This window comes from Bradyrhizobium sp. CCBAU 45394 (assembly GCF_028128655.1).
GTDB lineage: Bacteria > Pseudomonadota > Alphaproteobacteria > Rhizobiales > Xanthobacteraceae > Bradyrhizobium > Bradyrhizobium diazoefficiens.
Window position 1 is genome coordinate 374,924 of record NZ_LBIX01000172.1, and the last position, 23,186, is coordinate 398,109.

Below are 23,186 nucleotides of genomic sequence, written 5' to 3' on the forward strand. Positions count from 1 at the left end.
GACATTTGATCGTGAGTATCTTTTCGCGCGGCGGTCAGGCGCGCAAGACCTTGGCGGCGCGACGATAGTCGGTCGGAGCCATCCCCACATTGGCGGCGAAGAAGCGGGTGAAGCCGCTCTGCGAGGAGAAGCCGAGATCGAAGCCGATATCGGCGATCGGTGCCTCGCTGGCGACCAGCGCTTCGAGCGCCTGTTCCATGATCAGCGTGTTGAGATAGAGGTTCGGCGTGACGCCGGTCTGGACGCGGAACAGCCGGTAGAAATGCGGTCGCGACAGGCCGGACTCGCGCGCGATGGTGTCGAGCTCCATCTCCGCCCCCGGACTCTCGGACATCAGCTTGATGCATTTGCGCACGCGGAAGTCGGTTACGGCGCCGCTCGCCCGCGCATCGCGTACGGTCTCCGCCTGTTGCCAGCTTTCATCGTAGCAAATGTCGATCAGCCGCCGGAGCTCGGAATCGAGGCTGGAGAGCGATGGTGCGCCGCACACCAAGGCGGCGGTCCGCCGGATGTGCTTGTCGAGCGCGACAGTGCGCTTGAACTGCGTGCGACCGAAGCGCAGCCGGTCGGTGCCCGATGCATCGGGCGCAAACCATTCGGGATTGACATAGAGCACGAAGAAGATCGCGCCGCCGTCGAGGTCGGTCGGCAGAAAATTGTGCGGCTCCCAGGGATTGACGGCAACGACCGAGGTTTCGTTGAGATCGTAGTGGCCGGCGGAGACATCGATGCATGCGGGCATGCCGCCGACATGGAAGATCAGATGACCTTCACGATGCGCGTGGATATTGAAAGGGCGGTTCAACTGATAAACCGTCGCCCGACCGAACCGGCCGTGGAAGACGGCGAGCGCACGGCTCATGCCTTCCCTCCCGAATGTTCTTGTCTTTTCAGCCAGCGTTCAACAACGCCGCCGAGATTGCAAGAGCGGAGAGCGCCCGCGTCAGCAAGTCGCTCCCCGCTCGTCTGCTGCCGATGTGATGCGTCAGTATTTCTTACATTCCGGCACGGTGCGGCTCGGCAGCCCGATCTTCGAGAACACGGCCGGGTCGTAGCCGAGCGTCTGGTTCACGTTCGGGATCACCTTCACGACCTTGCTGAACAGCGCGCCCTTGCCATCATCGACGACTTCGGTGACGAAGTTGGTGCCGATCGCCTGACGATTGGAGTCGAGCTTGATCTTGCCGTTCGGCGCGTCGAGCTCGATCTTCGCGAGCGCAGTCCTGAACTTCGATTGGTTGTCGCTGAGATCGCCATTGACCTCGCGCAGCGCCAGGATCAGGGCCATTGTCGAGCCATAGTAATTGGTCGCGAGCAGTGACGGGCTTGGAAAACGCTTGTTGGGCGGGAAGGCGTCCTGATAGGCCTTCACGAACTTCTGCCAGCCCGGATCCTCCCAGGTATCGGCCTGGCCGCTCGCTGCGATGGTGCCGATCAGCGCGTTCTTGGCATTCCCCTTTGACGACAGGATGGTCTGGTCGATCATGATGGAGCCTCCCATCAGATGCGCCTTGCCGCCGGCCTGCTGATACTGATTGAGGAAGTTGACGGCGTCCGCCCCGCCAAGCCCGAGATAGATGGCATCGACGTCGTCGGGCAGCGCGGCGATGACGGAGGCAAAGTCCTTGGTGCCGAGCGGAACCCATTGCCGGTTGGTGACCTGGCCTCCGGCGCCGCAGAACTCGAGCACGAGGCCGAACACCTGGGTGTAGATGAAGGAGTAGTCTTCGCCGACGGTCGCGATCTTGCGATACTTCTTGTCGTCATAGGCGTATTTGCCGAGGCCGACCTGCCACTGCGCGCCGTCCATGTTGTAGCGGAAGAAGTTCGGGGCGGGATCGACATAGGTCGTTTCCTGGGCGCCGGATGCCGCATTGATGAAGGTCAGCTCGGGATGGGTCTTTGCAAAGTTCTTCACCGCGATACCCTCGTCGCCGGAGAGCGGCGACAGCAGGATCTGCACCTTGTCCTGCTCGATTAGCTTGCGGACGGCGCGCACTGCCGAATCCGGCGTCGCGTCGGTCGATGCGACGATGAACTCAAGCTCCTTGTCGCCGATTTTCTTGCCCAGCACGTTGAGTGCCGTCTGGTGGCCGCGCATGCCGTCCTCGCCCAGCACCGTGTAGGTGCCTTCGAGGGTTGCGGTCACGCCCACCTTGATCTTTTCCTGGGCGATCGCCGCGCTCGAAAGAAACAGGCTGCTCAGCGCAAGCAGTCCCACACCGCATTTCGACATTGTGCTCCTCCCTGTGTCGTCGCTTTGTTGCCGCGCCGAACCGGGCGCGACGCCCGTGGCTCTCGAACGGCCCGCGGCTTTGGAGGGAAGCTAGCTGAAGTCGAATGCGGTGCCTGCGTGGGCGCCGCGTCCGGTTTGACGGGCAGTCTCATTTTTGAATGTTGCGGCGCAAGTGATTTTGCAGTGCAATCGGCGGCCGTGCCGCGCCCTGATGCGCCCGCCGTCCTCAAGGCATCTCACACCCAGCCGCCATCCACGACGTAGTGCTGAGCGGTGCAGGCGGAGGCCTCGTCGGAGGCGAGGAAGACGGTGAATTTCGCGACCTCGTCCGGCACCAGCCGGCGCTTCAGGCACTGTCGCTGCTGCAGTTCGATCTCGCCCGCCGGCGTCATCCATTTCTCGAGCTGGCGCTCGGTCATGATCCAGCCCGGCGCGATCGCATTCACCCGAATATTGTAGGGACCGTAGTCGCGCGCGAGGGAGCGCGTGAGGCCGACGACGCCGGACTTGCTGGCCGTGTACGCCGCCATGCCGCCTTGTCCGGCCATCCACGACACCGAGCCGAAATTGATGATGGCGCCGGCCTTCGCCGCCTTCATGTCCGGCAGCACGGCTTGCGCCGCAAAGAACTGGTGCTTCAGGTTCACCGCGATGCGGTCGTCCCAATATTCCGGCGTCATCTCCTCGGTGTTGTGCCGTTCGTCATGTGCGGCATTGTTGACGAGGATGTTGATCGCGCCGTGCGCTTTGCGCGCCGCCGCGACGCCGGCGCGCAACGCGGCGATATCGGTCAGGTCGACGCGCTGGAAATCCGCAGCCAAACCCTGATCGGACAGCTCGCGTGCCAGGCGTTGGCCCTCGTCGGCCTTGATGTCGAAGAACACGACATTGGATTTCTGCTGCGCGAAGCGCCGCACGATCGCAGCGCCAATCCCCGATGCGCCACCGGTGACGAGAACGACCTTGTCGGCAAGGTCGGAATAAACGGCGGCCATGGGCACCTCTTTTTCTTGTGTTGCGGGCGGTGCAAGGCGCCGCCCGGTTGTCCCGCCAACCTTAGCCGCTTCCGCCGTGAGGTCCATAGATCAGAATTTTAGTTGCGCACCTCAAAAATCGAAGGCAGGATTGCAGCCAAAGAATAAGAGCCGATCGGGAGGGATGTGATGAGACTGCTCGGGAAGCTGGGACTCGCCGCTGCCGCATGCCTGCTTTGGGCCAACTCTGCCGCAGCCGACACGACGGTCAAATGGCTCCACATCGAGGCCAATCCGGCCCAGGTGAAGATCTGGGAGGAGGTCGCGCGCGCCTATGAGGCGTCGCATCCGGGCGTCAAGGTCGAGATGCAGTTCCTCGAGAACGAGGCCTACAAGGCCAAGCTGCCGACCATCCTGCAATCCAAGGATCGGCCCAATATCATCTACAGCTGGGCCGGTGGCGTCCTGAAGGCGCAGATCGAAGCCGGCGTCCTCGACGACATCACCGATTCCGTGAAGGGTTACAGCGACAGCCTGACGCCGGCAGCGCTCGCTGCCTTCACCAGCAATGGCCGCGTCTATGGACTTCCGACCGCGCTGTCGCAGGTCGGCTTCCTCTGCAACAGGGAACTGATGGCCAAGGCGAAGGTCGATCCCGCGGGGATCAAGAGCTGGGATGATCTGCTTGCCGCCGTCAAGACGTTGAAGGCCGCAGGCGTGACGCCGATCGTGGTCGGCGGCGCCGACAAATGGCCGTTGCACTTCTATTGGACGCATCTTGCCGTGCGCATTGGCGGCAAGCCGGCCTTCGACGCGGCGCTGCGCGGCGAGAACGGCGGCTTCGCCGGCGAAACCTTCCAGAAGTCCGGCGAGCTGTTCAAGCAGCTCGTCGATCTTCAGCCGTTCCAGAACGGTTTCCTGGGCTTCAAGAATCCGCAGGCGGTCGGTTATTTCGGCGACGGCAAGGCGGCAATGACGCTCGCCATCAGCACCGTCTATCATCTGCAGCGCGCGCTCGCCGCCGACAAGGTGGGCCTCTCCGAGGACAAGATCTGCTGGTTCGACTTCCCGGTCGTCTCGGGCGGCAAGGGCGCGCCGACCGACACGCTCGGCGGCATCACCGGCTGGCTGATCACCAAGGGCTCGCCGAAGGAGGCGGTCGACTTCCTGAAATACTTCGTCTCCAGGGACGTACAGACGCGGCTTGCGGCGGGCAATTTCATCATCCCGGTGGTGCAGGGCGCGGATGCCGGCCTCAACAATTCCTTCATGAAGCTGATCGCGGCCAATCTGGCGAAGTCGAACTATCACCAGAACTTCTACGACCAGAGCCTCGGTCCCTCGGTCGGTCGCGTCGTCAATGACGTTACTGCCGAAATCGCCGGCGGCAGCATGAGCCCGCAGGACGCCGCGAAAGCGATCGAGGCGGCCTGGAAGCAGGGTAACTGACGGTGGCGCGACCGATCGCGAGCGCGCCGGCGATGAGCGTTGCGCAGACATCGGTCTCGCCGACGGCGGTGCGCGGCCCCGGCTGGGACGGCCGCTTCACGGTGCTGATCCTGTTCCTGCCGCCGGCGCTGCTGTTGTTCACGCTGTTCGTGGTGGTGCCGATCGGCGAGGCGGCCTGGTACTCGGCCTTCAACTGGAACGGCTTTGGCCGGCCGACCAACTGGATCGGCTTCGACAATTACCGCTTCGTGCTGGAGACGCGCGCCTTCTGGCTCGCGCTGCGCAACAACGGCCTGATTATCGCGGTCTCGCTGCTGGTCCAGCTGCCGCTGGCGCTCACGCTGGCCTTGATGCTCGCCGAACGTTTCCGCGGGGCAGTGGCGCTGCGCATGCTGTTCTTCATGCCCTATATCCTGGCCGAGATCGCAACCGGGCTGATCTTCTCATTCGTCTATGATGGCGATTATGGCCTGGTCGCTTCGATCTGGCGTACTTTCGGCGCCGAGCCGCCGCATCTGCTGGCCTCGACCGACACGGCGATGCTGGCGGTGCTGATCGTCATCGTATGGAAGTATTTCGGCTTCCACATGATGCTGTTCATCGCCGCGCTTCAGGGCCTCGACAAGAGCCTGGTCGAGGCGGCCACCATCGATGGCGCGACGCGGTCGCAGACGCTCCGCCACGTCGTCATCCCGTTGCTCTATCCGACCATCCGCCTCTCGGTGTTCTTCGCCATCATCGGCTCGCTCCAGCTGTTCGACCTGGTGATGCCGCTGACGCGCGGGGGACCTGCGGATTCCTCCAACACGATGGTGAGCTTCCTCTACAACAACGGAATCTCCCGTATGCGCGTCGGCTACGGCAGCGCCATCGGCGTCATCCTGTTCGTGATCTGCGTGACCTTTGCCTTCACCTACAAGCGATGGTTTCATGCGCGATGAATGACGCCGAGCCCGCCCGTACCCCGTTCGATCCCGCAATCCTGTTCAAGGCGCTGTTCCTCGCCGTGATCGCCGTCTTCGTGCTGGTGCCGCTGCTTGCGACCCTGCTCGGCGGCTTCAAGTCGCTCGGCGAGCTGCGCGTCAATCCGTTCGGCCTGCCCAGGCACTGGGAATGGCAGAACTATGCCGACATCCTGTTCTCGGCGCGCTACTGGCAGCTGCTCCGCAACTCCCTGGTCATCTCGACGCTCGCGGTGACGCTGACCCTGATCGTGGCCTCGATGGCCGCGTTCACCTTCGCTCATGTCAGGTTCTACGGCTCATCGATGCTGCTGAGCTACCTGACGCTGGGCCTGCTGTTTCCCGCCGCGACGGCGGTGTTGCCGCTGTTCATCAAGGTGCGCGATCTCGGGCTGCTCGATACGTATTTCGGCGTCGCGCTGCCGCAGGTCGCATTCAGCCTGGCCATGAGCGTGCTGCTGCTGCGGCGCTTCTTCAAGGACATTCCCTATGAATTGCTCGAAGCCGCGCTGGTGGACGGCTGCAGCTACATCAAGTTCTTTCGCTACGTGACGCTGCCGCTGTCACGGCCGATTCTTGCCACCGTCGGAACCATCACCTTCGTCAACAGCTGGAACGCCTATCTGCTGCCGCTGGTGATGCTCAACACCGATGCGCTCTATCCCTGGCCGCTCGGTATCATGGTTTATCAAGGCGAGTATTCGTCCGAGTGGCACCTGATCCTTGCCTTCATCACGCTGACCATCCTGCCGACGGTCATTCTCTTCCTTCTGGCGCAGAAGCACATCGTCGCCGGCCTCACCGCGGGCGCGGTCAAGGGATGAACGGAATCTCACGGAGATCACAATGAGAAGAATAGGCGTCGGAATCATCGGCTGCGGCAATATCAGCACCGCCTATCTGAAGGCGGCCCAGCGCTTCCCGGTCATGGAGGTCAAGGCGCTCGCCGACATGCGCAGCGATGCCGCGGAGCGCCAGGGCGCGGCTTTCGGCCTGCCGGGGATGCGGGTCGATCAGTTGCTGAGGCGCGACGACGTCGAGGTCGTCATCAATCTCACGGTGCCGCTCGCCCACACCGACGTCAGCCTCGCCGTGCTCAATGCCGGCAAGCATGTCCATTCCGAGAAGCCGCTCGGCATCAACGTCGCGGAGGCGCGCAAGGTGATCGATCTTGCTGCGCAGAAGAACCTTCGCGTCGGCTGCGCGCCGGACACGTTTCTCGGCGGCGGACACCAGACCGCGCGCAAGCTGATCGACGACGGCGCGATCGGCACGCCGGTTGCGGGCAGCGCCTTCTTCGGCTGTCCCGGCCACGAGCGCTGGCATCCGGCGCCAGGCTTCTATTACCTGCGCGGCGGCGGGCCGATGCTGGACATGGGGCCATACTACATCACCGATCTCGTCCAGCTGCTCGGCCCGGTCGCGAGCGTGATGGGCTCGACCGCGCGTCCGAAATCCGAGCGCGTGGTGACCAGCCAGCCGATGAACGGCACGCTGATTCCGGTCGAGGTCTCGACCCATGTGGCGGGCACGCTCGAATTCGAGAGCGGGGCGGTCGTCTCGATCGCGATGAGCTTTGATGTCCCGAAGCACCGGCACGCGCCGATCGAGATCTATGGCGACAAGGGCAGCATGCTGGTGCCGGACCCGAACCGCTTCGGCGGCGAGGTGCAGGTCGCGAGGACCGGCGGTGAATGGGAGACGGTGCCGCCGACGCACGGCCATGTCGACGGTGAGTTCCGCTCGATGGGCGTCGCCGACATGGCCGCCGCGATCCTGAACAACCGGCCGCATCGCGCCAGTGGCGCGCTCGCCTTCCACGTGCTGGAGGTGATGGAGGCGTTCCAGACCTCCGCCGACGACGGGCGGCGCGTCAAGATCGAGAGCCGCGTCGAGCGGCCGGCGATGCTGCCGGCCGGACGCGAAACCGGACAGATCGACTGAGGACAGAAACATGCGCAAGGCAATGATTGTTTGGGGCGGCTGGCCGGGACACGATCCGGATCTCTGTGCCTCGATGATCCGCGGCTGGCTGAAGGCGGAAGGCTTCGAGGTGCGGATCGAAACCACGACGGCGGCGTTCGCCGATCCCGCGATTCACGATCTGTCGTTGATCATCCCGATCTACACCATGTCGAAGATCGAGAAGGCGGAAGCGCTCAATCTCTGCGCGGCGGTGCGCAGCGGCGTCGGGCTCGCCGGCCATCATGGTGGCATGTGCGACGCGTTCCGCGATTCCGTCGACTACCAGTTCCTGTGTGGCGGGCAGTGGGTCGCGCATCCCGGCAACATCATCGACTACAAGGTCGACTTGACGAAGCCGGACGACCCCATCATGAAGGGCCTGAAGAGTTTCGAGCATCGTTCAGAGCAGTATTACATGCATGTCGACCCCGCCAACGAGGTGTTGGCGACGACGACCTTCACCGGCGAGCACGCGCCCTGGATCGAGGGCGTGGTCATGCCGGTGGTGTGGAAGAAGCGCTACGGCGCGGGCAGGGTATTCTACTCCTCGCTCGGCCACCGCGCCTACGAGCTCGACGTCCCTGAGATCCGGACGTTGATGATCCGCGGCATGCTGTGGGCGGCGCGCGAATGACAGCCGGCGCGGCGCAGCCGGTGCTTCGCGCGACGCTCGAGGATGTCGCGCGCGCGGCGGGCGTTTCGCTCGCCACCGTCGACCGCGTCGTCAACCGGCGCGAGGGCGTGCGCGCCAAGACGGTTGCGCGCGTCGAGGCCGCGGTCGCCAAGCTCGGCTATCGTGCCGACGTCGCGGCCGCGCGGCTTGCCCGCGGCCAGACGTTCCGCTTCGCGTTCGTGCTGCCGACCGGCAGCAACAGCTTCATGACCAACCTGACCGAGCAGGTCCAGCGCACCGCGGACTGGCTCGCCGGCCAGCGCGGCTTCATCGATATTCTCCATGTCGACGTGTTCGATCCGGACGTGCTGGCCAGCGCGCTGGAAAACCTGTCGCCGGCCTATCAAGGCGTCGCCGTCATCGCGCTCGACCATCCGAGGGTACGCGCCGCGATCGACGAACTCGTGGGCCGCGGGGTCGCCGTGGTGACCCTGGTGTCGGACGCGCCGAGCTCGCGCCGCCTGCACTATGTCGGTATCGACAACCCGGCCGCGGGGCGGACCGCTGCCACGCTGATGGGACGCTTCCTCGCCGGCAACGAGGGGACGGTCGCGGTGATCGCGGGATCGTTGTCGCTGCGCGATCACACCGAGCGGCAGTTCGGCTTCCACCAGATCCTGTCCAGCGAGTATCCGGATTTGCGCGCGCTCCCGGTCATCGAGGGCCGCGACGACAGCGACCGAACGCGGAAGCTCACGGCCGCGCTGCTGGCGCGCCATGCCGATCTCCGCGGCATCTATTGCTGCGGCGCCGGGAACCGTGGCATCGCCGATGCGCTCGAGGCCTCGGGCCGCGCGCGCGAGGTGGTCTGGATCACCCATGAGCTGACCCAGCACACGCGGCGCTTCCTGGTCCGCGGCACGCTCGACGCCATCATCAACCAGGACCCCGGCCACGAGGCGCGGTCCGCGGCGCGCGTCCTGCTCGCGCATTGCTCGGGTGAGCCCATCAGCCCCGACCAGGAACGCATCCGCATCGACATTTTTCTGCGGGACAATCTGCCGTAACTGCGAGCTCTGATGCGCGGCCGCTGCTCTCGCCCGATCGAGCCGCCGGCGGCGGTTCAGCCTCCGCCTTGCCAGCCGGCGGTCGCGGAGAGGGCGCGCGCGTGGGCGCTCAGGGCCGTCGCTGTCGGACCTTTCAGGTCATCGTCGAGAATACCGATGGGTCCCATCATCGTGATGGCCGCGATCATGAACCCGCCCTGGTCGAAGATCGGCGCGGATAGGGAGGTGAAGTTCGGCAGCAGCGCGTCACGACAACGGCTGATGCCGTCGCGCCGGATCGTGTCCATCATCTCCTCCACCTCGGCCTTGGTGGTTGGCGCGTCATCGACCCGCGTCTCGCGCGAGCGTTCCTCCTTGAGCTCCTGATCCAGCATCTCGCCCGTCAGCGAGCGCGGCAAATGTGCAAGAAAGTTTCGCCCCAGCGCGGACCGCAGCAGGCTCAGGACGCTTCCGACGCGCAGTTCGATGATGGGCCGGCTGGCTCCGCCCTCGACGCGATAGATGATGGTCGGTCCGCGATTGCCCCACACGCCGAGAAATACGGTGTGGCCGATCGTCGTTGCGAGTTCGGTCATGGCCGGCCGCGCGACGGCGAAGACGTCGAATTGCTCGATGGCCGCCATGCCGAGCTTCAATGCGTAGGGGCCGAGGGCATAGCAGCCGGTGTCGCTCTCCTGTCGGACGATGCCCACCGCCTGAAAGCTCACGAGATAATAGTGGACGTTGGCCGCGGACATTCCGGTGTTGGCGGCGATCATCTTCAGCGGCACGGGCCGCATTTCGGTCCTGAGGTAGTCGAGGATCTTGAAGCCGATCTCGATCGACTGAATGCCGCGCCGTCCGGGCCGTTCCGCCTTGGTGATCTTGCCGGGTTTGGCTCCTCGTGCGGATGCGGGCGCCGGATCCGGCGGACGGGGGCGGCGCGGCTTCTTCACTGAAAATCCTTATAGATCAGGGCGTTATGGCGGGTGTCGTGCTGGCGCATTATTGGGCGCGTCGCGCCGGATATTCAAGCTTGCTGTATTTGACGAGATCATATGTATATGACTAAATAAAATTGCCTGAAGCGGGGCTGGGTTTGGCCGCGGGCGCAAACAGGGGAATGACGATGGATGCACGAGCGACGGCGGTACCCGCCGACCAGAATCTGACGCGCAGCGAGGAGCGGCAGGTCGTTCTCGCCTCGACCCTCGGCACCGTGTTCGAGTGGTACGACTTCTTCATCTACGGCTCGCTGGCCGTGTTCATGAGTTCGGTATTGTTTCCGCCGGACAACCCGACCGCCGCCGTGCTTGCGTCGCTCGGTGCTCTTGCGGCAGGCTTCGTGATCCGGCCGATCGGCGCAGTGGTCTTCGGCCGCATCGGCGATCTGGTCGGTCGAAAATATACCTTCCTCATCACCATCGTGATGATGGGCGGCGGCACGGCCTTGATCGGCTTCCTGCCCACCTATGCCAGCGTGGGTCATGCTGCATGGATCTCGCTGGTCATGCTGCGATTGATCCAGGGCCTCGCGGTCGGCGGCGAGTATGGCGGTGCCGTCATCTACGTTGCGGAGCATTCGCGTCCGGACCGGCGCGGGCTTCTGACCGGCTGGATCCAGATCACATCGTCGGTCGGGCTGGCGCTCTCCATCGCGGTCATCATCGGCACGCAGAGCGTCATGAGCGAGGCCGATTTCAAGGCCTGGGGATGGCGCGCTCCCTTCATCATCTCGATCGCGATGCTGGCGTTCTCGATCTACGTCCGAGCGAAGCTGCATGAATCGCCCGTCTTCACGCGTCTCAAGGCAGAGCGTCGCCTGTCCAGGAGCCCGGTCAGAGACACCTTTGCCCGGTGGTCCAGCCTTCGCCTGGTGTTGATCGCGCTGTTCGGTGTAACCGCGGGCATGGGGTCCACCTACTTCACCGGCCAGTTCTACGTGATGATCTTCATGCAGCAGATCGCAAGGATCGACCTGCAGACATCCTATACCCTGATGGCCATCGGCCTCGTCATCGGTGCGCCGGCTTTCGTGTTCTTCGGCTGGCTGTCCGATCGGGTCGGACGCAAATGGCTGATGATGACGGGTCTCGTACTTTCGGCGCTGTGCTACCGGCCGATGTTTTCGTCGCTGCTGGAGGCAGCAAATCCGCAGCTCGTGGCCGCGACGCGTAGCGCGCCGGTGACGGTGCACGCCGACACCACCAGCGAAGCATGCCGGTTCGGCCTTGCGGCCGCATTGCTGAGCTCGCATGGCGATCACGGCAAGCCTTGCGTCCAGGCCAAGAAGCTGTTGATCGGAAGCGGCATCAACTTCAGCTATGCCGCCCCGGTCGATGGCCAGGCCGTAGCCATGACGGTCAACGGCAAGACGATTGCCGGATACGATGCGGCGGCTTATCGCAAGGCCCTGTCCGAGGCGGGTTACCCCGCCAAGGCGGATCCCGCGAAGGTGTCGTCGGCCTACATCGTCTTTCTGCTGGTCGTCATGACCGTCATCGTCGCGATGGTCTATGGGCCGGTGGCGTCGTTCCTGGTCGAGGTGTTCCCGGCCAACATCCGATACACGGCGCTTTCGTTTCCCTACCACATCGGCGCCGGCATCTTCGGTGGCTTCCTGCCGTTCTTTGCAACCTATCTTTCGCTCGCGGTCGGCGACGTGTTTGCGGGGCTCTGGTATCCGGTCGTCATTTGCACGGTCGTCGCCGTGATCGGATCGATCATGCTGCCGAACAGGCCGCAAATCGAGACGGATCACTGAGTATGACATGCCGGCGGGCCGCAGCAGCGGCCCGCTCTCCGTTTCCGTGCCCGGGATGACATGATGGATAGCAACCGACCGAACACCTACAAGGCGGCCGTCGTTCAGGCCGCGTCAGATCCGACAAGCTCGCTGGTGTCGGCGCAAAAGGCTGCAGCCCTGATCGAGAAGGCCGCTGGTGCCGGCGCCAGGCTGGTCGTTTTCCCCGAAGCCTTCATTGGCGGCTATCCCAAGGGAAATTCGTTCGGCGCTCCCGTCGGCATGCGCAAGCCCGAAGGACGCGAGGCGTTCCGTTCGTATTGGGAGGCGGCCATCGATCTCGATGGCGTGGAGGTCGAGACGATCGCTGCGGCGGCGGCCGCAACCGGTGCCTTTACGGTCATCGGCTGCATCGAGCGAGAGCAGGGCACGCTCTACTGCACGGCCCTGTTCTTCGACGGGGCGCGCGGGCTCGTCGGCAAGCACCGCAAGCTGATGCCGACCGCGGGCGAGCGGCTGATCTGGGGGTTCGGCGACGGCTCGACCATGCCGGTGTTCGAGACCTCGCTTGGCAATATCGGCGCCGTGATCTGCTGGGAAAACTACATGCCGATGCTGCGGATGCACATGTACAGCCAGGGCATCAGCGTCTACTGCGCTCCAACCGCGGATGATCGCGATACCTGGCTTCCGACCATGCAGCATATCGCCCTGGAGGGACGCTGCTTCGTCCTGACGGCCTGTCAGCATCTCAAGCGCGGCGCCTTCCCGGCGGACTACGAGTGCGCGCTGGGTGCCGATCCCGAGACCGTGCTCATGCGCGGCGGCAGCGCCATCGTCAATCCGCTCGGCAAGGTGCTGGCGGGCCCATGCTTCGAGGGGGAGACCATCCTGTATGCCGACATTGCGCTCGATGAGGTGACGCGCGGCAAGTTTGATTTCGACGCCGCGGGGCACTATTCCCGTCCGGACGTTTTCCAGCTCGTCGTCGACGATCGACCGAAGCGGGCAGTATCAACCGTCAGCGCCGTTCGCGCGCGCAATTGAGGGACCGATGCTCTTCGACATGGGCCAGCTTCCGGCGGATATCCGCTATAAGATTCTCACCGCGACCGTTACGCCGCGCCCCATCGCGTGGGTGACGACCCGTTCCCGGGACGGCGCCGCCAATGCCGCGCCCTTCAGCTTCTTCAACGTCCTCGGGCATGAACCGCCGACGGTCGTGCTCGGCCTGCTGCGTCATCCGAACAAGGGCTTGAAAGACACGGCGCAGAATATCGTCGAAACGGGCGAGTTCGTCGCTCACCTGGTGTCGCACCAGATGGCTGAAGCCATGAACGCGACGGCCGTCGATGCTCCGGCCGGTGTCGACGAGATGGAGATCGCGGGACTTCAAACATGTCCTTCGCAGATGGTTGCGCCTCCGCTCATCGAGGGGTGCCCGGTGGCGTTCGAATGTCGCTCCCTCTCGGTTCACGAGACCGGGCCCCGGCAGATCGCGGTGATCGGCGAGATCGTCTGTGCTCATGTGGCCGAGCAGTTCGTGATCGATGCACAGAGAGGCTATATCGATACGGTCGGCCTCGACCTCATCGCCCGCATGCACGGGTCGGGCTGGTACGCGAGGCCTCGCGATCTCTTCCAGCTGGTGCGGCCCGCGCCGATCGAATAGGGCGGCCGGCGCCGGGGCCTCCGGCCATGCCCGCCCATGGCGCCCCCTTGCGGCCGATTGACATCCAATTATTACATGTCTAAAAATATGCAAATTCATATAATTCGTGAGATGCCTGAATGGACGCGCATCCGCTCAAGCTCAGGGTCAGGTCGTATGCCGCGGAGACACCGTTCGTACGGAGCCTTGTGCTTGGCGTGGAGGACGGCCCCGTGCCGCCATGGCAGGCAGGCGCACACATCCGCGTGGCGCTCCCGAACGGAGGCGACCGGCCGTACTCGCTGATGGCCCTGCCGGGTCTTGCCGAGGATGCGCTGGCGCTCGGGGTGCTGCGCGAGGAGGCCTCGACCGGCGGCTCGCAGTTCATGCATGCGCTGAAGATCGGCGATGTCGTCAAGGCAAGCGCGCCGGTGAACAATTTTCATCTGCACGAGGGGCCGGCGCCTGCGCTGCTGTTTGCCGGCGGCATCGGTGTCACGCCGATCCTGTCGATGGCGGCAGAGCTCACCGCCCGCGCAAATCCGTTTCGCCTGCACTACGCCGGCCGCACGCAAGGACTTCTGGCGTTCCTGCCGCATCTGCGGGACATTTGCGCCAAAGGTCTGTCCGTTCACTACGACAGCGACGAGTCCCGTCTGGATCTTGCCGCGGCGCTCGGAGGAGCAGCCGCGAACGCCCACATCTACGTCTGCGGTCCGGCGGGGATGATAGACGCGGTGAAGGCGGCCGCGCTTGCCGAGGGCGTCGCCGCGGACCGCATTCACTACGAGCTCTTCAAGGCGGAGCAGCCGTCTTCACCCGACCTGCCGTTCGAGGTCGAGATCAGATCGACCGGACAGGTCGTCGGCGTCGCAGCCGGCCAAACCATTATCCAGGCGCTGGAGGCGGCGGGGCTCGACGTGCTCTACGATTGCCAGCGCGGCGATTGCGGCATCTGCCAGTGCGGCGTGGTCGAAGGGGTGCCCGACCATCGCGACGTCATCCTCAGCGACGACGAGAAGGCCTCCAACAAGGTCATGCAGATCTGCGTGTCGCGCGCGAAGTCGGAACGTCTGGTGCTGGATTTGTGAGGGAGGCGAGGGACGCCATGGCGAAATACGGAAGGGATGCCCACGCGATTGCCGCGCTGGTGCGCGAGGCCGAGGTTCATCGCGACGTCTATGTCGACCCCGAGATCTTCGAGCTCGAGATGGAGCATCTGTTCCCGAACAGCTGGGTCTATGTCGGGCATGCCAGCCAGTTGGCGAAGCCTGGCGATTTCATCACCGCCACGATCGGCCGCCAGCCGGTGCTGGCGAGCCGCCATACCGACGGCTCCATCCATGTGTTCTACAATCGCTGTCCGCACAAGGGCGTGAAGATCGCCTCCGAGCCCTGCGGCAACACCGGAAAGTTCTTCCGCTGCCCCTATCACGCCTGGTCCTTCAAGACCGACGGCTCGCTGCTCGCGATCCCACTGAAGAAGGGCTATGAGGGCACCGGCTTCGGCGACACCCAGGCGAATGAGGGGCTGTCCAGGGTCAAGAACGTCGTGATCCATCGCGACTTCATCTTCGCGCGGCTCAGCGACAGCGGCGTCTCCTTCGAGGACTATTTCGGCGAGAGCCTTTCGACCATCGACAACATGGTCGACCGCTCGCCGGAGGGCAAGCTCGCCGTCATGGCGACGCCGATCCGCTACATGCACACCTGCAACTGGAAGATGCTGGTCGAGAACCAGACCGACACCTGCCATCCGATGGTGGCGCATGAGAGCTCGGCCGGCACTGCGGTCAAGGTCTGGAAGCGCGAGCAGGGCGATTCCACGGAAACGCCGATGGCGGTGCAGCTCTACGGTCCCTTCATGAGCCCGTACGAGTTCTACGAGCAGAGCGGCATCCGGATCTGGCCGAACGGCCACGGCCATACCGGCGTCGCCAACTCCATCCATTCGAACTACTCGGATGTCCCGGGCTATCTCGACCAGATGGTCGCGGCCTACGGCGAGAAGCGGGCGCACGAGATCCTCGGCGAGGTCAGGCACAACACCGTCTATTTCCCCAACATCATGGTCAAGGGTGCCGTCCAGATCCTGCGCAACTTCATCCCGATCGCGGTCGACAAGACCCTGGTCGAGAGCTGGGTCTATCGCCTGGTCGGCGCGCCCGACAAGCTCTACGAGCGGGCGCTGATGTACAACCGCTTCATCAACGCGCCGACCTCGATCGTCGGCCACGACGACCTCGAAATGTACGAGCGGGCGCAGGAAGGCCTGAAATCCAACGGCAATCAATGGGTCAATCTGCGGCGGCTCTACGAGAGCCATGAAGAGCAGGACGTCACGGCGGTGATCAACGGCACCTCCGAGCGGCAGATGCGCAACCAGTTCCACGCCTGGGCGAAATTCATGACCATGGATATGGACAAGCGTGTCGAGGCCGCCGAATGATCACCGAGAAGACGATCACGGACTTCATCTATCGCGAGGCCGAGCTGCTCGACACGATGCAGTGGCAGGCCTGGCTCGATCTGTTTCACCCCGAGGGGCGCTACTGGATGCCGCTCGAATGGCAGCAGCAGGATCCGGTGCTTCAGCCGTCGCTGATGTATGAGGACCTGCTGCTCCTGAAGGTGCGGGTCGAGCGTCTGGCCGGCGAGCGCACCTTCAGCCAGAAGCCGAAGAGCCGTTGCCATCATCTTTTGCAGGCGCCGCAGATCGTGGCGTGCGACACGGCTGCCGGCGTGTTCAAGGCGCGGACGTCCTACATCTACACCGAGACGCGCGGCGACATGCTGGAGCGCTATTCGGGATGGGCCTCGCACGATCTCGTCCAGGTCGGCGATGCCCTGAAGATCAAGCTCAAGCGCGTCGATCTCGTCAATTTCGACGCGCCGTTCGGCAACATCCAGCTCTTCATGTGAGACGAATTTGACCGCTGCGACCACAGTCTACGCCCGCTTTCGCGAGACCGCGCTTCGCCGCGGCGAGGCGGGCTTCCTCAACGTGCTGCCGGAGACATCAGGCATCTACGGCATCGCGGCGGGCGAGATCACCTATCGCGCCATGCTCGAACGGGTCGAGCGCTGGCGCGCCGCGTTCGCGGGCCGCGGCTACGGCGAAGGCCACAGGGTCGGGCTGCTGCTCCAGAACAGGCCGGTGTTCGTCGAGCTGTGGTTCGCGCTCAACGCGCTCGGCGTCTCCGTGGTGCCGATCAATCCGGATTTGCGACTGAGCGAGCTCGAATACATCATCGCGCATTCCGAGATGAACGCGGCGTTCGTGCTTGCCGAGCGGCGCGACGAGGTCGAGACGGCGGCGCGCCAGGCCGGTCGGCCGATCCCCGTCGTGACCAGCGAGGACGACGTGCCCGCGCCATTCGGCGGCGTGCGGCCGGCGAGCACGGGTGACGGCGCGACCGAATGCGCGCTGCTCTATACGTCGGGGACGACAGGTCAGCCCAAGGGCTGCGTGCTCACCAACGCCTATTTCCTGCATTCCGGAAACTGGTATCGCGACGTCGGCGGGCTGATCGCGCTCAAGCCCGACGGCGAGCGCATGATCACGCCGCTGCCGCTGTTCCACATGAACGCGATGGCGGTGTCGCTGATGGCGATGCTGTCGGTCGGCGGCAGCCTGACCATGCTCGATCGCTTCCATCCGCGCAGTTGGTGGGCTTCCGTGCGCGACAGCCGCGCGACCTGCCTGCATTATCTCGGCGTCATGCCCTCGATGCTGATGAGCGCGCCGCCGTCGGAGCAGGACCGCGCGCACACCGTTCGCTTCGGCTTCGGTGCCGGCGTCGACAAGCTGCTGCACGCGCCGTTCGAGGACCGCTTCGGCTTTCCGCTGCTGGAGGCCTGGGCGATGACCGAGACGGGCAGCGGCGGCGTCATCGCCGCCAACGTCGAGCCGCGCAAGATCGGCACCAGCTGCTTCGGGCGACCCGCACCCGAAGTTGACGTTCGTATCGTCGACGACGGCGGCAATGACGCCCCAATTGGGACGCCGGGCGAGCTCCTGGTGCGGCGGGCTGGCGCCGACCCGCGCTACGGCTTCTTCCGGGAGTATCTGAAGAACCCGGAGGCCACCGCCGAGGCGTGGGAGGGCGGCTGGCTGCATACCGGCGATATCGTGTCGCGCGATGCGGACGGCGACCTCCATTTCGTCGATCGCAAGAAGAACGTGATCCGCCGGTCCGGCGAGAACATTGCCGCGGTCGAGGTCGAGTCCGTCCTCAACCGCCATCCCGCGATCCGGCAGGCCGCGGTTGCGGCGACGCCCGATCAGGTGCGCGGCGACGAGGTTGCCGCCGTCATCATCGCCGAGGAGGCCGGCGCCGGCCGCGCGCTCGCCGAGGACGTCGTCCGCTGGAGCCTGGAGCAGATGGCCTATTACAAGGCGCCGGGCTGGATCTGCTTCGTCGACAGCCTGCCGCTGACCGCGACCGAGAAGATCCAGCGCGGCGGGCTGAAGGATTTTGTCGCAAGGTTGATGCGCGATGGCGCCTTCTTCGACCTCCGCGACCTCAAGCGGCGTCAGGTCTGACGCGGGGTAGGGAATCGATCATGAGCGAGATCCGCACCACACTCATCACCGGCGGCAATTCGGGGATCGGCGAGGCGCTGGCGAGAAAGCTCGTCGAGAAGGGGCAGCGCGTGGTCTCGGTCGGGCTGGAGAAGCCTGATTGGACCCATGATCTGCTCGCGGCCTATCGCGCCGATCTGACCGACATCGCGGAGACGCGCGCGATCGCGCAGGAGATCGGCCGGAATCACGCCATCGACTGCCTCGTGCACAATGCGGGCGTCATCCTGCCGAACCTGCTGCCCGACGCGAAGCCGGAAGACATTCTGATGCTGGCGCAGTTGCACCTCGGCGCGCCGATGCTGCTGACCCAGGCGGCGCTGGAAGGGATGCTGTCGCGTCGCTTCGGGCGCATCGTGTTCGTCTCTTCGCGGGCGGCGATGGGCGCGGCGACGCGCTCGGCCTATTCGGCGACCAAGGCCGGCGTGCATGGCATGGCGCGGACCTGGGCGCTGGAGCTCGCCGCGAGCGGCATCACCGTGAACGTGGTCGCGCCGGGGCCGATCCTGACCGACAATTTCTGGGGCGTCATTCCCAAGGGCTCCGAGCAGCAGGCGCGGATGGCGCGCAACGTCCCGGTCGGGCGGCTCGGCTCGCGCGAGGACGTGGCGCACGCCATCACCTTCTTCCTCGACGAACGTTCCGATTTCGTCACCGGCCAGGTGCTCTATGTCTGCGGCGGTACCAGCCTCGTGGGCCTGGGGCCGTAAGCGCTATTCGGCGGGCAAAATTGGACGCCGCCGATTGACGGTCATCTAGCGGGAGCTATCCGGCCGACACTCCGCGCTGCGTGACGGCCCCGCATTGTGCACGTCAACGGATTATCCGGTCGACAACCCGTGTGGCACGGTCGATCTCCCTCTCATTCCATGCCGCAAATCCAAGAAACAATCCTCGCTCTTTTGATTTGTGAAACAGCTTGCCCGACAACGGGCGATATTGCGCCAGCCTCGAAGAGTTGTGCCGTAAGTTTCCCCGGCTTGAAGGGCGTGGACGCCATCGGCGGCCAAGCTGCGCGGCACATGGAGGCGTTGGCCGGTGGTCGGGCGTCCGCTCGTAATGCGCGTCCTCACCCCCCAGACAGTTGCAGCAACAAGGTCTGCTCACTCCCGGCGACAAGAGCAGCGTCCCCTCCAGCAAGAGCATCTTTCTGGCTCTCTGTATTTTTTAGAACTGGCCCTTTTCATAGAGCCACCTGAAACCTTATGCAAAATGCAAATTTGGTCGCGCTATTTGAGCGGAATGTCCCAGGGTTTACTTGCGATTCCAGACGTTGGCATCATGAGCGCCGCCATCAGCCTCAATGACTCCGTTGAGCCATCGTAGTTTCTGGCAATGGGCCTAATCATCGGCGGATCGCTCTTGGCGCATCAAGAACGGAACTCAGAGTGATGATATGCGGTCCCACCTCCAACCGCGCGGTGCATGCAGACCCGACAATCTAGTGGAGCGGATATGATTGGATTGTTCTTCGAAGTTATGCCGCGACCAGGACACGAGCAGGCCTATTTCGATATTGCCGCCGGTCTACGACCCGAATTGGACAAGAATCCCGGCCTTCTGTTCATTGACCGCTTCAAAAGCGTCGGTCGGCCAGGCATCGTGCTTTCGCACTCTCACTGGCGCGATGAGGCAAGCCTTGCCGGATGGCGTACCCACGCAAAGCATCATGCCGCGCAAATCGCGGGAAGAAAGCTGCACTTCGAGGACTATCGCCTGCGCATCGGCCAGCTCGTCTGCGAGTGGACTCCTCAAGCCGGCGCTCCGCGTCAATTCGAAACCACCAACAGCTACAACGACCCGGTTCTGCGGCCAGAACGATTCATGATCGTTTCCACCGCCAACTCGCCCATCCAAGCGGGCGTTGAAGGTGACCTTCTGGCGAGCATTTCTCGCGAGCGAGAATACATCGTCCTGGCCCTGGCATCGTCGCTTGCAGACGGGCTTCGAATGGCAGAGGAATTCTTGTTGGCAGGCGTCGTGACATCGATCCGATTGTATCTCGTGTCTCGCGACTACGGCATGTTCGATCGAAAGGAGGCGCCTCAATATTATCCGCCCGTGACCCAGGTTCAAGAGCTTGGCTCGAAGCCGACTGATGCTGGTTTGTGACAGCATACGGTGGAGAGATGACGAAAGAGCGACGTAAGATTACTGTCGGGCTGCTGTTTGGAGGGCGCTCGGCTGAGCACGAAGTCTCCAGGGCATCCGCTGCCAATATCCTTCGAGCTCTGAACAGCGATCGCTATGACGTTTATCTCATAGGCATATCGCGAGATGGTCGCTGGTTTGCCTGCGATTCAGGGAATGGCGCGGGAACGGGTTCTACAGCGCTCACAATTTCGGACGAGGCACCGGAGATCGGCCTTGTGCCGGGCGGGCGAGGCCGCCTCGTTCATTGCGACGGACCAACAGGAAGTGACGCGGGGAGTATCGACGTTGCATTTCCGATCTTGCACGGGCCGAACGGAGAAGACGGGACGGTGCAGGGAGCACTGGAATTAGCCGACGTGTCGTTCGTCGGTTCGTCGGTGACGGGTTCTGCCGTGGCGATGGACAAGGAAGTTTCCAAGCGGCTGATGCGCGACGCTGGCCTTCCCGTGGTGCCGTTCCTAACAACGACTGCCTCGTCCCGAATCGAATACGCTGCGGCAGTTGCCGCGCTCGGGACGCCGGATTTGTTCGTAAAGCCCGCCAATCTGGGATCATCGGTCGGCGTCTCCCGCGCGCGGTCCGAGGAGGAATTCGCAGCGTCGTGTGCTCTCGCGTTCCGCTACGACCGCAAGATCCTGGTCGAGCAAGCTCTGAACGGAGCGCGGGAGATCGAGTGTTCTGTCCTGGAGGAATCGACAGGTGATATTCGAGCGTCTGGGCTCGGCGAGATTGTTCCCGCGAGCGAGCACGGCTTCTATTCGTATCAGGCAAAATATATCGACGCCGATGGCGCCGCTCTGCACATCCCGGCAGACCTTCCCCTGCTACAGGCTCGCCGTCTTCAGGAACTTGCCGTTGAGGTCTTCAACGTGCTCTGCTGCGAAGGTATGGCCAGAGTCGACTTCTTTGTTCAAGGCGATGAAGTCTTTGTCAACGAGGCGAACACGTTGCCAGGGTTCACATGGAGCAGCATGTACCCCAAGCTTTGGGAAGCAAGCGGCTTGTCTCAAACCGACCTCATGGACAAGCTAATCGCGCACGCGTTTGCGCGCCACGAGCGACGTCGTGCCTTAAGCTTCGGTTGACAAGAATGCGGCGGATAGGACCCAACTAAGGAGCCCTCTGATCTCGCCGCGGAACCAGAGCGACGCGTTACATCTGCATCCGCGTGCTGCCGGCTGGGGAGTGGCGCCGAGGGGAAATATGAGGAAGACGGTGTGACGCACGATCTATTTGAAGGCATGGACCGATGATGAACCTTAAGATCGAGCGCGCGTTCAAGACGGATTTGCCATTCGTGATGATGACCGAACGGTCGGAAGGATACCATACACTCGTCGGCCGGTGGGACGAGGCGCGGCATCTGGCGGCTATCGATGACAATCACTATGCCTATTTCATTGCCAGGGATTGCGCGGCTTCTGTTGGATTCGCCATTGTCCGGGATTGGGGGGCTCCGGAGAGAGTGACCTGTCTGAAACGGATAGCGGTGTCGAACCCTGGCAAGGGGCTAGGGAGGCGGCTTGTTCGCGCGGTTGTTGGCACCGTCTTTCGGGAAACCGAAGCTCACCGTGTTTGGCTAAGCGTTTTTCCAGAGAATGAACGAGCCCGCAGAGCGTATGAAGCTGTGGGCTTCAAGGCAGAAGGCATCGCACGTGGCAGCGCCTATTTTGGAGGAATCCATCGCGATGAATTGATAATGGCCGTCCTCAGAACGGAGTGGACTGCGGTTTAGGCAGGCGACGTAGCCCCATGATCGACTTGCCGGGGGATCTCCATACTCATTTCAAACGCAAAGAAACGCTGATCGAGAATGGGTAATCGTCATCTTGGCCTGCAGCCCGGCCCCCCGAGGTTTCTGCAATGACCACAGCGAAAACCCGCCTTGCATACATGGGCGCCGGCGTCGCCGTCGTGATCTGGGGAGCTACTCCTGCAGCAACCGCCATCGTTGCCCGCGAATTGTCACCTGGGTTGATCGGGTTGGCGCGGCTGTTGCTATCGGCTGCCATTCTCATCCCCATCGCCGTCTCATTGAAGCCAGAACTCCCGAGCGACCGGGGTGGTTGGATCGCGCTGCTGATCAGCGCCCTGGTCGGGTTCGCCGGATCATTCGTCCTGCAGGGCGTCGGCATTGCACGCACCAGCACCTCGCACGCCGCCCTCGTCCTTGCCTTGGCTCCGATCTTCACGGCGACCGTCCATTTCCTGCTTTCCCGCTGCTGGCCAAGGCCGCTCTGGTGGCTTGGAAGCGCGATGGCGCTCATGGGCGTGGCAATTCTCATTCCCGGCCGCAACCCTGCCGGAAGCGTGGCAGCGCCGACGCTCTTCGGCGACCTTCTTGTTCTTGCCGGTACGGTCACGGTCAGCGTTGGCTATGTCGCAGGCGCACGGCTCTCAGCGCGGATCGGCCTGTTCGCGGCGACCTGCTGGTCGCTTCTTCTCGCTGGGTTGATCACTCTTCCCGCATTTCCGGCCTTGGCTGCCGGTCTTGGTCAACTCTCGTTCGCCGTCTGGGGCGCGCTCGGTTTCCTGGCCGTCTTCTGCACGCTGATCGGCTTTGCAGTGTGGTTTTGGGCGCTTGAGCACGGTGGCGTCACCTCGATCGCCCCGCTTCAGTTTGGCCAGCCGCTGGTGAGCCTCGTGATCGCCGTAGCTTTCCTGTCCGAGGATATTTTCCCGGCGACCTTGTTGGCGTTGAGCCTGGTCATCCTCGGCGTCCATTTATCACGTCGAGCTGCTTGATCCTGCTCCACTTTCTGGAGAGGAAGGTGTCAAAACGAAGCTGGATGTATCCATCAGGGAAAC

General features: G+C 63.6%; 22 protein-coding genes. 18 read left to right on the plus strand and 4 right to left on the minus strand.

Features of this window, described 5'->3' with window-relative positions:
• Positions 1–34: 34 nt before the first annotated feature.
• From WN73_RS31310 to WN73_RS31320, 3 genes are all read right to left on the minus strand, one after another.
• Positions 35–862, minus strand: coding sequence for a helix-turn-helix domain-containing protein (locus WN73_RS31310; protein ID WP_011086170.1), 828 nt, complete (start codon positions 860–862; stop codon positions 35–37).
• Positions 863–985: 123 nt separating this feature from the next.
• The gene (locus WN73_RS31315; RefSeq protein ID WP_011086171.1) at positions 986–2,236 is read right to left on the minus strand and encodes an ABC transporter substrate-binding protein; all 1,251 of its coding nucleotides are present in this window, start codon (positions 2,234–2,236) and stop codon (positions 986–988) included.
• A gap of 236 nt (positions 2,237–2,472) precedes the next feature.
• Complete coding sequence (locus WN73_RS31320; RefSeq protein WP_271556105.1) at positions 2,473–3,231, minus strand: SDR family NAD(P)-dependent oxidoreductase; 759 nt, start codon at positions 3,229–3,231, stop codon at positions 2,473–2,475.
• Between the two features lie 168 nt (positions 3,232–3,399).
• On the opposite strand from WN73_RS31320, the gene WN73_RS31325 reads away from it, so the two are divergent.
• The 6 genes from WN73_RS31325 to WN73_RS31350 are packed head-to-tail and all read left to right on the plus strand — an operon-like array spanning position 3,400 to position 9,266.
• The gene (locus WN73_RS31325; protein ID WP_271556106.1) at positions 3,400–4,659 is read left to right on the plus strand and encodes an extracellular solute-binding protein; all 1,260 of its coding nucleotides are present in this window, start codon (positions 3,400–3,402) and stop codon (positions 4,657–4,659) included.
• Between the two features lie 32 nt (positions 4,660–4,691).
• Positions 4,692–5,600, plus strand: coding sequence for a carbohydrate ABC transporter permease (locus WN73_RS31330; RefSeq protein WP_442870131.1), 909 nt, complete (start codon positions 4,692–4,694; stop codon positions 5,598–5,600).
• Positions 5,597–6,445 carry a carbohydrate ABC transporter permease gene (locus tag WN73_RS31335; protein WP_161535571.1) on the plus strand — a complete coding sequence of 283 codons (849 nt, stop codon included), beginning with the start codon at positions 5,597–5,599 and terminating at the stop codon, positions 6,443–6,445. The genes WN73_RS31330 and WN73_RS31335 overlap by 4 nt, the downstream gene beginning before the upstream one ends.
• Before the next feature lie 22 nt (positions 6,446–6,467).
• Positions 6,468–7,565 (plus strand): Gfo/Idh/MocA family protein, encoded by a 1,098-nt coding sequence (locus WN73_RS31340; RefSeq protein WP_271556108.1) that lies wholly within the window; start codon positions 6,468–6,470, stop codon positions 7,563–7,565.
• 10 nt (positions 7,566–7,575) lie between these two features.
• Positions 7,576–8,220: a ThuA domain-containing protein gene (locus WN73_RS31345; protein WP_060911367.1), complete on the plus strand. Its 645-nt coding sequence runs from the start codon at positions 7,576–7,578 to the stop codon at positions 8,218–8,220.
• On the plus strand, positions 8,217–9,266 hold the full coding sequence (locus WN73_RS31350) for a LacI family DNA-binding transcriptional regulator (protein WP_271556109.1): 1,050 nt from the start codon (positions 8,217–8,219) through the stop codon (positions 9,264–9,266). Before WN73_RS31345 ends, WN73_RS31350 begins: the two co-directional genes overlap by 4 nt.
• Before the next feature lie 56 nt (positions 9,267–9,322).
• On the opposite strand, the gene WN73_RS31355 is transcribed toward WN73_RS31350, so the two are convergent.
• Positions 9,323–10,201, minus strand: a complete 879-nt coding sequence (locus tag WN73_RS31355) for an IclR family transcriptional regulator (protein ID WP_049832418.1) — start codon at positions 10,199–10,201, stop codon at positions 9,323–9,325.
• A 173-nt stretch (positions 10,202–10,374) separates the two neighbouring features.
• Here WN73_RS31355 and WN73_RS31360 point away from each other — a divergent pair, with 173 nt between their 5' ends.
• The 12 genes from WN73_RS31360 (at position 10,375) to WN73_RS31415 (ending at position 23,123) form a co-directional block, all read left to right on the plus strand.
• Positions 10,375–12,009, plus strand: coding sequence for an MFS transporter (locus WN73_RS31360; protein ID WP_271556111.1), 1,635 nt, complete (start codon positions 10,375–10,377; stop codon positions 12,007–12,009).
• Between the two features lie 60 nt (positions 12,010–12,069).
• Complete coding sequence (locus tag WN73_RS31365) at positions 12,070–13,035, plus strand: nitrilase (protein WP_271556113.1); 966 nt, start codon at positions 12,070–12,072, stop codon at positions 13,033–13,035.
• 7 nt (positions 13,036–13,042) lie between these two features.
• Positions 13,043–13,660, plus strand: coding sequence for a flavin reductase family protein (locus tag WN73_RS31370; protein WP_271556115.1), 618 nt, complete (start codon positions 13,043–13,045; stop codon positions 13,658–13,660).
• Positions 13,661–13,779: 119 nt separating this feature from the next.
• Positions 13,780–14,730: a PDR/VanB family oxidoreductase gene (locus tag WN73_RS31375; RefSeq protein WP_271556117.1), complete on the plus strand. Its 951-nt coding sequence runs from the start codon at positions 13,780–13,782 to the stop codon at positions 14,728–14,730.
• Between the two features lie 17 nt (positions 14,731–14,747).
• A complete protein-coding gene (locus WN73_RS31380) occupies positions 14,748–16,088 on the plus strand; it encodes a Rieske 2Fe-2S domain-containing protein (protein WP_271556119.1) in 1,341 nt (446 codons plus the stop codon).
• Positions 16,085–16,561 carry an aromatic-ring-hydroxylating dioxygenase subunit beta gene (locus tag WN73_RS31385; RefSeq protein ID WP_028172018.1) on the plus strand — a complete coding sequence of 159 codons (477 nt, stop codon included), beginning with the start codon at positions 16,085–16,087 and terminating at the stop codon, positions 16,559–16,561. The genes WN73_RS31380 and WN73_RS31385 overlap by 4 nt, the downstream gene beginning before the upstream one ends.
• Positions 16,562–16,568: 7 nt before the next feature.
• The gene (locus WN73_RS31390) at positions 16,569–18,185 is read left to right on the plus strand and encodes an ATP-dependent acyl-CoA ligase (protein ID WP_271556121.1); all 1,617 of its coding nucleotides are present in this window, start codon (positions 16,569–16,571) and stop codon (positions 18,183–18,185) included.
• 20 nt (positions 18,186–18,205) lie between these two features.
• On the plus strand, positions 18,206–18,934 hold the full coding sequence (locus WN73_RS31395; RefSeq protein WP_028172016.1) for an SDR family NAD(P)-dependent oxidoreductase: 729 nt from the start codon (positions 18,206–18,208) through the stop codon (positions 18,932–18,934).
• A gap of 745 nt (positions 18,935–19,679) precedes the next feature.
• Positions 19,680–20,336: an antibiotic biosynthesis monooxygenase family protein gene (locus WN73_RS31400; protein WP_161535561.1), complete on the plus strand. Its 657-nt coding sequence runs from the start codon at positions 19,680–19,682 to the stop codon at positions 20,334–20,336.
• 17 nt (positions 20,337–20,353) lie between these two features.
• Complete coding sequence (locus WN73_RS31405; RefSeq protein ID WP_202633032.1) at positions 20,354–21,463, plus strand: D-alanine--D-alanine ligase family protein; 1,110 nt, start codon at positions 20,354–20,356, stop codon at positions 21,461–21,463.
• A 164-nt stretch (positions 21,464–21,627) separates the two neighbouring features.
• A complete protein-coding gene (locus WN73_RS31410) occupies positions 21,628–22,113 on the plus strand; it encodes a GNAT family N-acetyltransferase (RefSeq protein ID WP_060911374.1) in 486 nt (161 codons plus the stop codon).
• 128 nt (positions 22,114–22,241) lie between these two features.
• Complete coding sequence (locus tag WN73_RS31415) at positions 22,242–23,123, plus strand: DMT family transporter (protein ID WP_271556124.1); 882 nt, start codon at positions 22,242–22,244, stop codon at positions 23,121–23,123.
• Positions 23,124–23,186 lie beyond the last annotated feature (63 nt).